General features: G+C 67.3%; 9 protein-coding genes. 6 read left to right on the forward strand and 3 right to left on the reverse strand.

The window, feature by feature from the left end; translation table 11 throughout:
* The first annotated feature begins 5 nt into the window (after positions 1-5).
* Complete coding sequence (locus tag AC0GNR_RS09315; protein WP_472900758.1) at positions 6-686, forward strand: DsbA family protein; 681 nt, start codon at positions 6-8, stop codon at positions 684-686.
* Positions 687-694: 8 nt separating this feature from the next.
* Here AC0GNR_RS09315 and AC0GNR_RS09320 read toward each other — a convergent pair whose 3' ends face one another.
* Positions 695-1,765 (reverse strand): substrate-binding domain-containing protein, encoded by a 1,071-nt coding sequence (locus AC0GNR_RS09320; RefSeq protein WP_472900684.1) that lies wholly within the window; start codon positions 1,763-1,765, stop codon positions 695-697.
* A gap of 89 nt (positions 1,766-1,854) precedes the next feature.
* Here AC0GNR_RS09320 and AC0GNR_RS09325 point away from each other — a divergent pair, with 89 nt between their 5' ends.
* The 3 genes from AC0GNR_RS09325 to AC0GNR_RS09335 all read left to right on the forward strand — a co-directional run bounded on the left by AC0GNR_RS09325 (position 1,855) and on the right by AC0GNR_RS09335 (position 7,028).
* On the forward strand, positions 1,855-3,648 hold the full coding sequence (locus AC0GNR_RS09325) for an NADH-ubiquinone oxidoreductase-F iron-sulfur binding region domain-containing protein (protein ID WP_472900685.1): 1,794 nt from the start codon (positions 1,855-1,857) through the stop codon (positions 3,646-3,648).
* The gene (gene fdhF / locus AC0GNR_RS09330) at positions 3,645-6,455 is read left to right on the forward strand and encodes a formate dehydrogenase subunit alpha (RefSeq protein ID WP_472900686.1); all 2,811 of its coding nucleotides are present in this window, start codon (positions 3,645-3,647) and stop codon (positions 6,453-6,455) included. Before AC0GNR_RS09325 ends, fdhF begins: the two co-directional genes overlap by 4 nt.
* 135 nt (positions 6,456-6,590) lie before the next feature.
* Entirely contained in the window at positions 6,591-7,028 is a 438-nt protein-coding gene (locus AC0GNR_RS09335) for a universal stress protein (protein ID WP_472900687.1), read from the forward strand.
* 84 nt (positions 7,029-7,112) lie between these two features.
* Here the strand turns inward: AC0GNR_RS09335 and AC0GNR_RS09340 are convergent, their stop codons facing one another.
* Positions 7,113-8,243, reverse strand: a complete 1,131-nt coding sequence (locus AC0GNR_RS09340; RefSeq protein ID WP_472900688.1) for an ABC transporter substrate-binding protein — start codon at positions 8,241-8,243, stop codon at positions 7,113-7,115.
* Positions 8,244-8,372: 129 nt separating this feature from the next.
* Here AC0GNR_RS09340 and AC0GNR_RS09345 point away from each other — a divergent pair, with 129 nt between their 5' ends.
* Positions 8,373-14,531 (forward strand): excinuclease ABC subunit UvrA, encoded by a 6,159-nt coding sequence (locus AC0GNR_RS09345; protein ID WP_472900689.1) that lies wholly within the window; start codon positions 8,373-8,375, stop codon positions 14,529-14,531.
* A 46-nt stretch (positions 14,532-14,577) separates the two neighbouring features.
* Positions 14,578-14,916: a hypothetical protein gene (locus AC0GNR_RS09350; RefSeq protein ID WP_472900690.1), complete on the forward strand. Its 339-nt coding sequence runs from the start codon at positions 14,578-14,580 to the stop codon at positions 14,914-14,916.
* A 24-nt stretch (positions 14,917-14,940) separates the two neighbouring features.
* Here AC0GNR_RS09350 and AC0GNR_RS09355 read toward each other — a convergent pair whose 3' ends face one another.
* Positions 14,941-15,327, reverse strand: coding sequence for a hypothetical protein (locus tag AC0GNR_RS09355; protein WP_472900691.1), 387 nt, complete (start codon positions 15,325-15,327; stop codon positions 14,941-14,943).
* Between the last annotated feature and the right edge of the window lie 56 nt (positions 15,328-15,383).

Raw genomic sequence — 15,383 nt, forward strand, 5'->3', positions numbered from 1 at the left:
ACACCCTGCACGACATCGCGTTTTATTACGACCCGATTTCCCCTTACGCCTACCTCGCGTTTGAGCGGCTGCCCGAAGCGCTCATGGGCCACAGCGTGTGTGTGCGCTACAAGCCGGTGCTGTTTGCGGCGTTGCTCAAGGCCAATGGCCAGCTGGGCCCGGTCGAAATACCCGCCAAGCGCGACTGGACCTACCGCCAGGTGAGCTGGCTGGCGCAGCACCACGGTGTGCCGCTGGATTTGCCCGCGGCCCACCCGTTCAACCCGCTGGCGCTGCTGCGCCTGGGGCTGGCCACCGCCACCGACGACGCACCCGGCGAGACCAACCGCTACGTTACCGGGCAGCTGTTTCACCACGTGTGGCGCGGTGGCCAGAGCGCCACCGACGCCACCCGGCTCGGCGCTTTGCAAACGCTGCTGCAAGACCACATGGCGCAGCGCCACAAACCCTGGCCCGATGCGCAGTGGCCTGACAGCGAGGTGGTGAAGCAGCGCCTGCGCGCCAACACCGACGAAGCCTTGGCGCTGGGGCTGTTTGGCGTGCCCGCGCTGGTGGTGAATGGCCACACCTTCTGGGGCCTGGATGCCTTGCCCATGCTGCGGGCATACCTGGACGGTGATGCGTGGTTTGCGTCCGGCGCCTGGGACGCCGCCGCTCGCCTGCCGGTGGGTGTAAGGCGCAGCTGACGGGCCATTCACGCAGGGAAGGCGTCTGCCAGCGACAGCACATGCCCCATGCCTGCCGCTTCATAGCCTTTCAGCGCCGCCACACGCGACACAAATGCGGGCGACTGCAGTACCGCCAGCACAGGCTGTATTTCAGCGCGCACAAGAGCCTCGGTGGGCAGTGCAAAAAAATAGCGCTCTTTCAGCAGCGGAATGAAATGCAGGCCGAAGCGGTGTGCGGCGGTCTGCACGCCCATGCCCACGTCGGCCATGCCGCTGGCCACAAACGCTGCCACGGCCGCGTGGGTGAGCTCGGTGTTTTCAAAGCCGCTCACCTGGCGCGGCGCAATGCCGTGGCGCTGCAGCAGCAACTCGGTCAACACACGGGTGCCCGAGCCCTCGGGGCGGTTCACAAAACGCAGGTCGCGCCGCTTCAGGTCGTCCAGCCCACGAATACCCAGCGGGTTGCCCGGCGCCACAAACAGGCCCTGGGTGCGCACCGCCAAGTGCACCAGCTGGTGGGCGCCAGGGCGCAGCAGTTGCAGGTAGCGCTGGGCGGCGGCCTGCTGAAATTCGCCCAGCGGCACATGAAAGCCCGCTAGGTCGCAGTCGCCTTGCGCCAGAGCCGCCACCGCCTCCAGGCTGTTGCGGTAGCGCAGTTCCACCGCCACCCGCCGCGTGGCCAGTTGCTCGCGCAGGGCCGCCACCGCAAAACCGTGGCTGGCGTGCAGCCGGGGCACCGGGTGGGTTTGGTGCCGCACGCGGCCCAGCTCGCCTTCCAGCTCGGCGGCCAGCGATTCCAGCAGCGGCTGCAGGCGCGCGCCAATGCGGGTGTCGGCCCAGATGAGTTGTTGACCCAGCGCGGTAAGTGCCGAGCCGCGGCCCCGCCCGCGTGTCAACAGCGGCTGGCCCAGCAGGGTTTCGGCCTGTTGCAACAGCCCCCATGCGTGCCGGTAAGACAAGCCCACCTCGCGCCCGGCCTGGGCGATGCTGCCCGACGACTGCACGGCGGCCAGCAACTGCAGCAGGGCGTTGGCATTCAGGGCTTCGGCGCCTTCGTGGCCGATGTGCCATTGGGGTTGCAGGGTGATGCGCAGCATGGTGGGGAGTGGTTTTGTGTTCTGGGTGTGCGCTGACTTTATGAAATTATGAACATATTTAAACCGGCGCCCGGTGCTACGCTGAAAACATGTCAAGCACACCCCATGAGCCCACTGCTGGCCGCACGCCCCAGGTCATTCCTATTCGCGCCGTTGAGCCCCCCCGCGCCCGCCCGCGCTACGCACCCAAGGGCCGGCAGGTGTCGCCCGCGGCCCGCGAGCGCGTGGCCGCGTTGTGCGCGGGGCTGGAGCCCCGTGCCGACCTGCTGATCGAGCACCTGCACCGCCTGCAAGACGCCGAGCGCGCCCTGCGCCACGGCCACCTGGCGGCACTGGCCGAGCGCCTGCGCCTGAGCCAGGTGGAGGTGTTTGAGGTGGCGAGCTTCTACCACCACTTCGAGGTGGTGGACGACGATGCCCCGGTGGCCGCCACCGTGGTGCGGGTGTGCACCAGCCTGTCGTGTGCCATGGCGGGTGGTGACAGCTTGTTGAGCGATTTGCAGGCGCGGCTGGCAGGCAACGCTGCCGTGCGGGTGCAGGCCGCGCCGTGCATCGGCCAGTGTCACCAGGCGCCTGCGGCGTGTGTGGGCCAGCGCCAGCTGCCCCATGCCAGCGTGGACGCGGTCAACGACCTGCTGGCGCGCGGCGAAACCGGAGCGCGCCAGCTGCCCGAGCCGGTGGCTTCTGAACTGCCGCAATTGCAGCGCCTGCTGTCTGGCGCGCTCACGCCCGACGAGGTGCTGGCCGAGCTAAAGGCCTCTAACCTGCGCGGCCTGGGTGGTGCGGGTTTTCCAGCCTGGCGCAAATGGGAAACCGTGCGCGCGCAGCCCGGGCCGCGCTACATGGTCGTCAATATCGATGAGGGCGAAGTCGGCACCTTCAAAGATGGCCATGTGCTCACCAGCCTGCATGGCGGCGCGCCGCAGGTTGTAGAGGGCATGCTGATCGCCGCGCTGGTGGTGGGTGCTGAGCGCATCTGGCTGTATTTGCGCGACGAATACCACGACGCGCGGGGCCTGCTGGCGCGCGAGTTGGTGGCGCTGCGCATCCGGTTGCAGGGCCTGGCGGCGCAATACCCTGGCTACACACCGCCGCAGATCGAGCTGCGCCGGGGGGCGGGCGCCTACATCTGCGGGGAAGAGTCGGCGCTGATCGAGTCGCTGGAAGGCAAGCGCGGCCTGCCGCGCCTGCGCCCGCCCATCGTGGCCACGCACGGCGTGTTTGGCCGGCCCACGCTGGCCCACAACCTGGAAACGCTCTGGTGGCTGCCCGACATTGTGGCCAAGGGCGGTGCCTGGCTGGCGGCGCAGGGCCTGCGCGGGCGCAGCGGATTGCGGCGTTTCTCGGTCTCGGGCCGCGTGCGCCAGCCCGGCGTTTACCTGGCGCCGGCGGGCATCACGCTGCGCGAGCTGGTGGAGCAGCACGCCGGCGGCATGGCCGAGGGCCATACGCTCTACGCCTACTTGCCCGGTGGCGCTTCGGGCGGCATTTTGCCGGCGGCGCTGGCCGATGTGCCGCTGGACTTTGACACCCTGGCCGAGCACGGCGCGTTCATCGGTTCCATGGCGGTGGTGGTGCTCGGCCAGCACGACACGGCGCGCGGCGCTGCGCTCAACCTGATGCAATTTTTTGAACACGAGTCGTGCGGCCAGTGCACGCCGTGCCGCGCCGGCACCACCAAGGCCGTGGCGCTGATGCAGGCCCCGGTGTGGGACGCGTCTCTGCTCGGCGAGCTCTCGCAGGTGATGCGCGACGCCTCCATTTGCGGCCTGGGCCAGGCCGCGCCCAACCCGGTGGACGCGGTGCTGCGCTACTTTGCACACGAAGTGAACGGCAGTAACGCCAACGCCACCGACTCCACCGCCGCTGAGGTGACCGCATGAATGCCGCAGACCTGTCCGAAAATCAGGCCCCTGTGGCCTTCACGCTCAACGGCCAGCCGGTGGAAGCTGCGCCGGGCGAAAGCCTTTTGAAGGTGGCGCAGCGCGTGGGCGTGGCCATTCCCCACCTGTGCCACACCGATGGCCTGCGCAGCCCCGGCAACTGCCGCGCCTGCGTGGTGGAGGTGGCGGGCGAACGCGTGCTGGCACCTTCGTGTTGCCGCTCACCGCAGCCAGGCATGGTGGTGTCCACCCAAAGCCCGCGCGCCATCGCCGCCCAAAAGACCGTGCTCGAACTCTTGTTGTCTGACGCGCCCAACACCCAGGCGCTCAAGCACGACAGCGAGCTGGCCCACTGGGCGCAGGTGGCCGGCGCTCAGCCCGGGCGTTTCCCGGCGCGCGCGCCGGTGCCGTCAGACACCAGCCACCCGGCCATGGCGGTCAACCTGGACGCCTGCATCCAGTGCACGCGCTGCATCCGCGCCTGCCGCGAGACGCAGGGCAACGACGTGCTGGGCCTGGCGTTTCGCGGCGGCCATGCGCAGATCGTGTTTGACCAGGGCGACCCCATGGGTGCCAGCACCTGCGTGGCTTGCGGTGAATGTGTGCAGGCCTGCCCCACCGGTGCCATTGCCCCCGCCAATGGTGCGTACGCCAAGGCTTCGCAGCAGCAGGTGGATTCGCTCTGCCCGTTTTGTGGCGTGGGCTGCCAGCTGACCTACTTTGTGTCCGACGGAAAGATCGAACACGTAGAAGGCCAGGCCGGCCCGGCCAACGAAGGCCGACTGTGTGTGAAAGGCCGTTTTGGTTTTGACTACGCCCACAGCCCAGAGCGCTTGACCAAGCCGCTGATCCGCCGCTCCGACGCACCCAAAGACCCGCTCAACGTGATGCGCCGCGACTGGCGCGAACTGTTCCGCGAGGCCAGCTGGGACGAAGCGCTGTACGCTGCTGCTGCCGGCTTCCAGCGCGCAATGCTCAGTACCACCGCGCGCGGGCGCCTGGGGCCGGTGGCGGGCTTCGGTTCGGCCAAGGGCACCAACGAAGAGGCCTACCTGTTCCAGAAACTCATCCGCACCGCGTTTGGCACGCACAACGTGGACCACTGCACCCGGCTGTGCCATGCCTCCAGCGTGGCCGCGCTGATGGAAGGCCTGGGGTCGGCCGTGGTCACCAACCCGCTGCGCGATGTGCAGCACGCCGACTTCGTGCTCATCATCGGCGCCAACCCGGCGCAAAACCACCCGGTGGGTGCCACCTGGATCAAGAACGCAGTGAAAAAAGGCACGCGGCTGGTGCTGGCCGACCCGCGCCGAACCGAGCTGGCCCGCATCGCGTGGAAGCACCTCGGCTTTCAGCCGGGCACCGACGTGGCCTTGCTCAATGCGATGCTGCACACCATCGTTTTTGAAGGCCTGGCGAACACCGCTTACATCGAGCAGCACACGCTGGACTTTGCCCAGCTCAAGGCCCATGTGGCCGACTTTTCGCCCGAAGCCATGGCACCGGTGTGCGGCATCGACGGCGCCACCTTGCGCGAGGTGGCCCGCGCCTACGCCACCGCAGGCAACAGCATGATTCTGTGGGGCATGGGCGTGAGCCAGCACACCCACGGCACCGACAACGCGCGCTGCCTCATCGCCCTGTCGCTCATCACCGGCCAGATTGGGCGCCCCGGCACCGGCTTGCACCCGCTGCGCGGGCAAAACAACGTGCAGGGCGCGAGCGACGCGGGCCTGATTCCCATGGTGTTGCCCGACTACCAGCGCGTGAGCGAGCCCACCGTGCGCGCCCAAGCCGAACAGCTCTGGGGTGTGCCGCCCGGCACGCTGGGCAGCGAGCCCGGCCTGACCGTGGTGGAAATCGTCAACGCGGCTTTTGACGGGCAGATCCGCGCCATGCTGGTCCAGGGCGAAAACCCCGCCATGAGCGACCCCGACGCGACCCATGCCCGCGAGGCCCTGGCCCGGCTGCAGCATCTGGTGGTGCAGGACATCTTTTTGACCGAGACCGCCAGCCTGGCCGACGTGGTGCTGCCCGCCACCGCCTGGCCTGAGAAAACCGGCAGCGTGACCAACACCGACCGCTGCGTGCAGCTCGGCCGCAAGGCTGTGCCGGCGCCCGGTGAGGCGCGGGCCGACGCCTGGATCACCGAACAACTGGCGCAGCGCCTTGGCCTGGGCTGGGCCTACGCCGTGGCGCCCGACGGCACGGCCAGCGCGCAAGCCAGCGAAGGCGTTGGCGCCGTGTTTGAAGAAATGCGCGCGCTCATGCCCAGCATCGCTGGCCTGTCGTGGGCGAGGCTGCAGCGCGAGGGCGCCGTCACCTACCCGGTGGCCCACGAAAACGATCCCGGCCACGCGGTGGTGTTCACCGACCAGTTCCCCACGCCCACCGGCAAGGCCCGGCTGGTGCCCGCCGCGCTCACGGCGCCGGCCGAAACGCCCGATGCCGACTACCCGATGGTCCTCATCACCGGGCGCCAGCTGGAACACTGGCACACCGGCAGCATGACGCGGCGCAGCCAGGTGCTGGACGCGGTGGAGCCCGGCCCCGTGGTCAGCCTGCACCCCGACACAGCCGCCCGCAGCGGCCTGGCCGCAGGCGACAACGCCCGGGTGCAATCGCGCCGTGGCAGCGTGGTGCTGGCGGTGCGGCTGGACCAGGGCATGCCACCCGACACCGCGTTCATCCCGTTTGCCTACGCCGAGGCCGCCGCCAACCTGCTGACCAACCCCGCGCTCGACCCGGTGGGCAAGATCGCAGAGCTGAAATACTGCGCGGTCAAGGTGTGTGCGGCCACCGTCTGAGTCAGCTGGCGGGCCGTCTCTTGATACGTCTCAAGCCCCCCGCGTCCCTGGACCGGTAAGATGTTTCTTCGTGGTGGCCGGGCGTTCAACCCCGCTCGGTCACCGGTCATGCCTTCACCCATCCGGAGATCCGCCATGTTCAAAAAAATTCTCGTGCCCACCGACGGCTCCTCGCAAGCGGCCCTCGCGGCCAGCACCGCTGCACAACTGGCCAAAAGCCAGGGCGCCCAGGTGATTGGCGTGTACGTGATCGACCCGTTTCCCTACATCGGCATTGGCGATGCGTCGGCCGTGGGTCTGCAGGCCTACCTGACCGAAGCCAAGGCCGCTGCAGGCCAGGCGCTGGACGCGGTGGGCAAGGTGTGTGCCGCCGAAGGCGTGGCCTTTGCCGGCGACACCATTGAGCGCAACGTGGTGTACGAAGGTATTCTGGAAACCGCAGCAGCCGAAGGCTGTGACCTGGTCGTCATGGGTTCCCACGGCCGCCAGGGCATCAAGGCGCTCATCCTGGGCAGCGTGGCGCAAAAAGTGCTCACACACGCCAAAGTGCCGGTGCTGATCGTCAAGTCCTGAGCGGTAGAGCCCGCGCGCGGCACAGTGGCGAGGCGCCGGAGCCCGCAAGGGGTCCTCGCACCTGTGGAGCGTGGGCCCTTTTCTTCAGCGCCGAAACCGCCCAGAGGCGTCCACGATGGACAGATCAGCGAAATCCAGACCGGTGTGGTTGCTGGCGCTGTAGCTGATCGACAGTCCGCCCATGTTGAAATTGCGAATGGACTCCAGCGCGTCGCGCAGCGCGGTTGGTGTTGGGTTGGGGCCGGCACGGCGCAGGCCTTCCACCAGCACCTTGGCTGCGGCGTAGCCTTCCATCATGGCGGGCGACACGCCGTCCAGCCCCTTGGCTTTGGCCAGGTCCATCGCTTCCTTGATCAGCGGAAAAGCCACCGAACGTTCGTTGGGGAACACCTGGGTCACGATCACGCCGCGAGCGTGTTCGCCCAGCAGCTTGATGAAGCCATCGGACGCGTTGTTGGACAACGTGACCACCTGCGCCCGTGAGCCTGCAGCGCGCACCGCTTTCACCGCGTTGGCGGTGTTGCCAGCAGAGCCGATCACCATCACCGCCTGCGCGTTGCTTTGGTGGACCCGAGGGGCCAGCGCAGAAAAGTCGGGCTTGTCGCGAGGAAACTTCGCTTGCAGCACTGGTTTCAAGCCTGCCTTGTCAAACCCCTTGAGGGCACCCGCAGCCGAGTCGGCACCAAAGGAGTCGTCGGTTTCCAGCAAGGCGATGCGGGTGATGCCGATGCTGGCCAGGTGCTCGATGGCCTTGGCCGCTTCGCGCTGGTAGGTGGCGCGCACGTTGAACACCCAGGGGTTGACCGGCTCGTGCAACACCATGGCGCCGGTGCTGGGGCCCACCAGCGGCACCTTGAGCTCGGCCAGCAGGGGCAGCAGCGCTTGCGAGTGGGGTGTGCCCCGGTTCAGAAACAGCGCCAGCACGCCGCGCTGGGTGACCAGCTCGCGGGCCACCTCGACCGTCACCTTCGGGTCGAACTTGTCATCCACCGAAATCAGCTCCACCTGTTGGCCGTTGATGCCGCCCCGCGCATTCACCGCATCCAGGTAGAGCTTGGCGCCGTCGGTGTTTTCTTTCACGCCCGCAGCCACCGAGCCGGTAAAGCCCGAAGGCTGGCCAATGCGCAGCTGGGCCCATGCGGGGGTGCTCAGGGTGAGGCAAAGGGCCAGGCCCGCGGCCAGCGATGCGACCCCCGAGGGGTTTGTTCTTGTCATGTTTACGTCTCCAACGATAGAACCAGTTTAGGAAGGACTCCTTGTCGTGAAATTGTGGATATGACGTACAGGGCCGCTGGGTTGGCTGCGGCTCCGTAGAATGTTTGGCTCCCCCACTGGAGCCTCTGCATGTCCGACGCTTTCCCGCCCGCCGATCCCTCAGTCGCTGCCACCCCGTCTTCATCCGTTGCGCCTGGCGACGCCGATGGCAACCGCTCTGCCGAAGGCGGCACCGGGCTGATCCGCATCCGCGGCGCCCGCCAGCACAACCTGAAGAACATCGACCTCGACATCCGCACCGGCGAGCTCACGGTGGTCACCGGGCCCAGCGGCTCGGGCAAGTCCAGTCTGGTGTTTGACACGCTGTTTGCCGAAGGCCAGCGCCGCTACGTGGAAACCTTCAGCGCCTACGCGCGCCAGTTTCTCGACCGCATGGACAAGCCGGCCGTGGACCGGGTGGACGGCGTGCCGCCCGCGATCGCCATCGACCAGACCAACCCGGTGCGCAGCTCGCGTTCCACTGTTGGCACGATGACCGAGCTGAACGACCACCTGAAGCTCTTGTTCGCGCGCGGCGCCGATCTTTTTGACCGCGACACCGCGTTGCCAGTGCGGCACGATTCGCCGGAGTCGATCTATGCCGAGCTGCAGAAGCGCTGTGTGGGATTCACCGCCGGGCCGCCCCAAGGTGAATCAGCCCTCTCGGGGGGCAGCGAACCACGCGCAGCGGGGAGCGTGGGGGCAAATGGTTCCGATCCAAGGTTGGTGGTCACGTTTCCAGTCGAATTGCCTGCCAGCACCACGCCCGAAGAAATCGAACAATGGCTTTCCGCCAGCGGCTACACCCGCGTGCAGGCCGAGCGCACCGTGCAGCGTGCGGCACCCGCACCCGATGCGAAGACCGCCAAAACCACCAAGTCCAAAGCGGCCAAGGGCGCCGCCGCCAGCGAAATGGTGAAGGTGCTCGACGTGGTGGCCGACCGCTTCCGCATCGGCACAGCCGAGCCCGCGCGCGTGATGGAAGCCATCGAAGCAGGACTCAAGCGGGGCAGCGGCAAGCTGATGGTCTATGTGTTGCCGGAAGAGGGCGCTGAACACATTTGGAAGTTTTCAACCGGCCTGCATTGCCCCGAAAGCGACATCCGCTACACCGACCCCGCGCCGTCGATGTTTTCGTTCAACTCGGCCGTGGGCGCCTGTGAGGCCTGTCGGGGCTTTGGCCGCGTCATCGGGGTGGACTACGGCCTGGTGATTCCCAACGACAAACTCACGCTGCGTGGCGGCGCCATCAAGGTGTTTCAAACGCCGGCCTGGAAAGAGGCGCAAGACGACCTGATGCGGCACGCCGAAGCGGCGGGCATTCCACGCGACACGCCCTGGAACAAGCTCACGCCCGAGCAGCAGCATTGGGTGAAAACGGGCTCGCCCAACTGGAACGGCAAGTGGAACCAGCACTGGTTTGGTGTGGACCGCTTCTTTGAATACCTGGAAAGCAAGGCCTACAAGATGCACATCCGCGTGCTCTTGTCCAAGTACCGCAGCTACACCGAATGCCCCAGCTGCGGCGGCGCACGCTTGAAGACGGACAGCCTGTTGTGGCGCATCGGCACCAAAGCCCAGGCCGACGCGGTGCTGCCGCCCGAAAAACGCTATTTGCCCAAGGGCGTGAAATGGTCGCGCGCGCAGCTCGAAACCTTGCCCGGCCTGTGCCTGCACGACCTGATGCTGCTGCCGCTGGACAAGCTGCGCGTGTTTTTTGCCGCACTAGACAAGACGCTGGTCCCGGCGGGCTCGGACCTGGCCGGTGCCGGCCAGGCGCAGGCGGTGCGCCTGCTGTTTGAAGAAATCAACACCCGCATCCGCTACCTGTGCGAGGTCGGTATTGGCTACCTCACGCTGGACCGCCAGAGCCGCACTTTGAGCGGTGGCGAGGTGCAGCGCATCAACCTCACCACCGCGCTCGGCACCTCGCTGGTGAACACGCTGTTTGTGCTGGACGAGCCGAGCATTGGCCTGCACCCGCGCGACATGGCGCGCATCAACGAGGCCATGCTGCGCTTGCGCGACGCGGGCAACACGCTGGTGGTGGTGGAGCACGACCCGGCCGTGATGCTGGCCGCTGACCGCCTGATCGACATGGGCCCTGGCCCGGGCGAGCGCGGCGGGCAAATTGTGTTTGACGGCACGCCCGAAGCCATTCGCAGCGCCGACACGCTGACCGGCGCCTACCTGGGCGCACGCAAAACGGTGGGCATGGGCTTCAAGCGCATGGTGACCGACAGCACGCACCGGCTCATTTTGGAAGGCGCGCGCGAGCACAACCTGCAAAACGTGTCGGTTGAATTCCCGCTGCAGCGCCTGGTCGTGGTCACCGGTGTGTCGGGCTCGGGCAAGTCCAGCCTCATTCAGGACGTGCTGGCCCCCGCGCTGCTGCGCCACTTCGGCAAGTCCACCGACGCGCCCGGCGCACACGACCGCCTGCTGGGCGCCGACCACCTGAGTGAGGTGGTGTTTGTGGACCAGTCGCCCATTGGCAAGACCGCACGCTCCAACCCGGTGAGCTATGTGGGCGCCTGGGACGCCATCCGCGCGCTGTTTGCCGACGCCCCGCTGTCGCGCCAGCGCAGCTACACCGCCAGCAAGTTCAGCTTCAACAGCGGCGACGGGCGCTGCCCCACCTGCGGCGGCTCGGGCTTTGAGCACGTGGAAATGCAGTTCCTGAGCGACGTGTATTTGCGCTGCCCGGACTGCGACGGCAAGCGCTACCGGCCCGAGGTGCTGGAAGTCAAGATTGAGCGTGGCACGCGCAGCTTCAACGTGGCCGACGTGCTGAACCTCACCGTGAGCGAAGCGGCGGCGCTGTTTGCGGGCGACCGCGAAGTCATTCGTGCGCTGCAGCCCATCGTGGACGTGGGCCTGGAATACGTGAAGCTCGGCCAGCCGGTGCCCACGCTCTCGGGCGGTGAAGCCCAGCGCCTGAAGCTTGCGGGCTTTCTGGCCGAAGCCGCCAAAACGGCCAGCGCCAGCCGCCAGCCGTTGTCGCGCAAGGGCACGCTGTTTCTGTTTGACGAACCCACCACGGGCTTGCACTTTGACGACATCGCCAAGCTCATGCGCAGCCTGCGCAAGCTGCTGGACGCTGGGCATTCGCTGATCGTGATCGAGCACAACCTGGACGTGATCCGCGCCGCCGACTGGCTGGTTGACCTGGGCCCCGAAGGCGGCGTGGCGGGTGGCCTGATCGTGACCGAAGGCACACCGGAAGAAGTGCGGCTGCACCCCACCAGCCACACGGCCAAGGCGCTGCGCGACTACGCGGCATCCATGGGCGAGGTGCATGCGGTGCACGAAGGTCGGTTGACCGATTACCTGCAGCAGCCCCAGCGCCAGCACGCGGCGGCGGAGCGCCAGGCGGGCCACAGCAACGCCATTCGCATCGTCAACGCCAAAGAGCACAACCTCAGAAACCTGAGCGTGGACATTCCGCGCGGCCAGTTCAACGTCATTTCGGGCGTGAGCGGTTCCGGCAAGTCCACGCTGGCCTTCGACATTTTGTTCAACGAGGGCCAGCGGCGTTACCTTGAATCGCTCAACGCCTACGCGCGCAGCATCGTGCAGCCGGCCGGCCGGCCCGAGGTGGACGCGGTGTATGGCATTCCGCCCACGGTGGCCATTGAGCAGCGGCTTTCGCGCGGCGGGCGCAAGAGCACGGTGGGCACCACCACCGAGGTTTGGCACTTTCTGCGCCTGCTGTATGTGAAGCTGGGCACCCAGCATTGCGTGCACGACGGCGCAGCCGTGATGCCGCAAAGCCCCGACAGCATCGCCGCCGCCATTCTTCAGCGCTACAAGGGCCAGCACATTGGCCTGCTGGCGCCGCTGGTGATCAACCGCAAAGGCGTTTACACCGAGCTGGCCGACTGGGCTCGCCCGCGCGGCCACACCCACCTGCGGGTGGACGGCGAGTTTCTGCCCACCACCGGCTTCCCGCGCATCGACCGCTTCAAGGAGCACACCATTGAACTGCCGGTGGCCGACGGCGTGGTGAACCCCGCCGACGAAGCCTGGCTGCGCACGCAGCTCACCAAGGCGCTGGAAATTGGCAAAGGGCAGGTGCATGTGTTGCACCCGCTCGATGGCCTGGCCCAGGCGCTGGCCGACGGCACCACCACCGTGGGGCTGGGCCGGCTGGAGGTGTTTTCGACCACCCGCGCCTGCCCGGTGTGCGCCACCAGCTACCCCGAACTGGACCCGCGCCTTTTTTCATACAACAGCAAACACGGCTGGTGCCCCGACTGCGTGGGGACCGGTCTGGCGCTCTCGCGCGAGCAGCGCAAGGCGCTGGACGACTCGGTGCGCGACGACAAAGAGCGCGGCCGCGAGCAGAGCTTTGCCGAGCCCGAGGTGGAAGACCTGGTGGACCAGCCTTGTCCCAGCTGCGAGGGCACGCGCTTGAACGCACAGGCCCGCGCCGTGCGGTTCGGCGCCTATGCGAAGACCGGTCAGGCCGGTCTGGGCATCACCGATGTGGCGCGCCTGTCGGTCAGCGAAGTCCGCGCGTGGGTGCAGGGCTTGCTGAAAGTGGACGTGTTGACGAGCCGCGAAGCCGACATCGCGCGCGATCTGCTGCCCGAGATCGAAAGCCGCCTGGCTTTCCTGGAAGAAGTGGGCCTGAACTACCTCACGCTCGACCGTGGCGCACCCACCCTCAGCGGTGGCGAGGCCCAGCGCATCCGCCTGGCGGCGCAGCTGGGCAGCAATTTGCAAGGCGTGTGTTACGTGCTCGACGAGCCCACCATTGGCCTGCACGCGCGCGACAACGCGATTTTGCTCAACGCGCTGCACAAGCTCGGCGACATGGGCAACACCCTGGTGGTGGTGGAGCACGACGAAGACACCATCCGCCGCGCCGACCACATCATCGACATTGGCCCCAGCGCCGGCAAACGCGGTGGGCGGGTGGTGGCGCAGGGGTCGGTGGCCGACCTGTCGGCGAACGAAGAGTCCGTCACCGGGCGCTACCTGCTGCACGCCATGAAGCACCCGCTGCAACCAAGGCGGCTTGTGTCTACTGCGGCTGGCGAGGTGGCGACAGCTGAAAAGGGGTCAGATCCAGATTCAGGACAGTCCCCTCAACGGAGCGCGAAACGCAATTCGAAATCGGGCTCTGACCCCATTTCAGCGACTTCAACGCCCACACCTCTTGCGTCCACCCCCCTCGACAACCACTGGCTCGAAGTGCGTGGCGCCAAGCTGCACAACTTGCAAAACCTCACGGTCGCCGTGCCCCTGCAGCGCCTGGTGGTCGTCACCGGCGTCAGCGGCTCCGGCAAGTCCACCTTTGCCCGCGACGTGCTGCTCACCAACGCGGCAGCAGCCGTGTCGCAGCGCAGCACCTTCGCTGGCCGCCAGCAGTGGGACGCCGGCGAGCGCCCCACCTGGACCGGCTGCGACAAGCTCATTGGCTCCGAGGTGGTGGACCGCGTGCTGGAAGTCGACCAAACCCCCATCGGCAAAACCCCGCGCAGCTGCCCCGCGACCTACATCGGTTTCTGGGACACGGTGCGCAAGCTGTTTGCCGACACGCTGGAAGCCAAGGCGCGCGGCTACGGCCCGGGCCGCTTCAGCTTCAACACCGGCGAAGGCCGCTGCCCCGGCTGCGAAGGGCAGGGCATGCGCACCATCGAAATGAGCTTCTTGCCCGACGTGAAAGTGCCCTGCGAGGTCTGCCACGGTGCGCGCTTCAACCCCGAGACCCTGGCTGTGACCTGGAAGGGCAAGAGCATTGGCGACGTGCTGCAGATGGATGTGGACGAAGCGGTCGAATTTTTCGCCGCCATGCCCAACATCAGCCACCCGCTGCAGCTGCTGAAAGACGTGGGCCTGGGCTACCTTACGCTGGGCCAGCCCAGTCCCACGCTCAGCGGCGGCGAGGCGCAGCGCATCAAGCTCGTGACCGAGCTCAGCAAGGTGCGCGACGACATCGGACGGCGCGGCCAGAAGGCGCCGCACACGCTCTACGTGCTGGACGAGCCCACGGTGGGCCTGCACATGGCCGACGTGGAAAAACTCATTCGTGTGCTGCACCGCCTAGTGGACGGCGGCCACAGCGTGATCGTGATCGAACACGATCTGGACGTGATGGCCGAAGCCGACTGGATCATCGACCTGGGCCCCGAGGGCGGTGGTGGCGGTGGCCGTGTGGTGGCCGAAGCCCCTCCCGACGAGGTGGTGCGGCTGGACACGCACACCGGCCGGGTGCTGGGGCCAGTGCTGGCGCGGGTGTGAAACATCCGTTCGGGCTGAGCCTGTCGAAGCCCAATCGAGAGCGCCATTGAGCCCGTACCAAGTCATTCACATCCACCCCGACGCGCCGCACCAGCCAGCGCTGGGCGCGCCCTGCAACGGTTGCGGGGTGTGTTGTCTGGCTGAGCCTTGCCCGCTGGGTCAGGTGATCTCGCGCAAGCGAACGGGCGCTTGCGACGCGCTGCGTTGGGCAGACGCCGATTGCCTTTACCGTTGTGGCGCTATCAACGATGCCGAGGGCGTGCTGGGGCCGCGCTGGCGCTGGGCGGCACCGCTGCTGCGCCGGCTGGCGCGGCGCTGGATCGCGGCCGGTGTGGGTTGCGACGCTTCGCTGACCGCGCAGCGCCCTGACCAAGGGGCGCGCTGAAGCCGGATGGCCCGGCGGTGGTGCTCAGCGCAACGCCAGCCACGCCACGGCCAGCACCAGCGCCGCTGCGCCCCACAGCAGCATGCGGGTGCGCAGGCGCAGCACTTCCACGGCGCTGACCAGGCGCGCATTTTGTTCGGCCAGTTCGGCCAGTGTCTGGGTGAGCTGTTCTTGCGTCTCGGCTTGCCGGTCCAGCTGCACCTGGGCCGCAATCAACCGGTTTTTGAGTTCACCCAGGCTCGGCTGGGCCTCGCCCATCCAGTCGGCGGTGGCGGTTGTGGACACGGCGGGCGCGGGTTCGGTGCGCTGGCGGTCCATCAGCTTGCGTGCGGCGTTGAGCACCTTGGGCGCGTGCTCAATCACGTCGCCCCAGGGTATGACTTTGAGAGCCAGCAGCCAGGGAATGGCCATTGAAGGGTCCTTTCGGGTTTCAGAAAACGCTGTTGTATGAGCTTAACCCGTTGAAA

Source organism: Hydrogenophaga sp. LT287, from assembly GCF_055702805.1.

Coding starts and splice junctions, on each gene's coding strand:
- AC0GNR_RS09340 (WP_472900688.1), bottom strand. CDS start 8,243: ATGACAAGAACAAACCCCTCGGGGGTCGCATCGCTGGCCGCGGGCCTG.
- AC0GNR_RS09355 (WP_472900691.1), bottom strand. CDS start 15,327: ATGGCCATTCCCTGGCTGCTGGCTCTCAAAGTCATACCCTGGGGCGAC.
- AC0GNR_RS09345 (WP_472900689.1), top strand. CDS start 8,373: ATGTCCGACGCTTTCCCGCCCGCCGATCCCTCAGTCGCTGCCACCCCG.
- AC0GNR_RS09335 (WP_472900687.1), top strand. CDS start 6,591: ATGTTCAAAAAAATTCTCGTGCCCACCGACGGCTCCTCGCAAGCGGCC.
- AC0GNR_RS09325 (WP_472900685.1), top strand. CDS start 1,855: ATGTCAAGCACACCCCATGAGCCCACTGCTGGCCGCACGCCCCAGGTC.
- AC0GNR_RS09320 (WP_472900684.1), bottom strand. CDS start 1,765: ATGCTGCGCATCACCCTGCAACCCCAATGGCACATCGGCCACGAAGGC.
- fdhF (WP_472900686.1), top strand. CDS start 3,645: ATGAATGCCGCAGACCTGTCCGAAAATCAGGCCCCTGTGGCCTTCACG.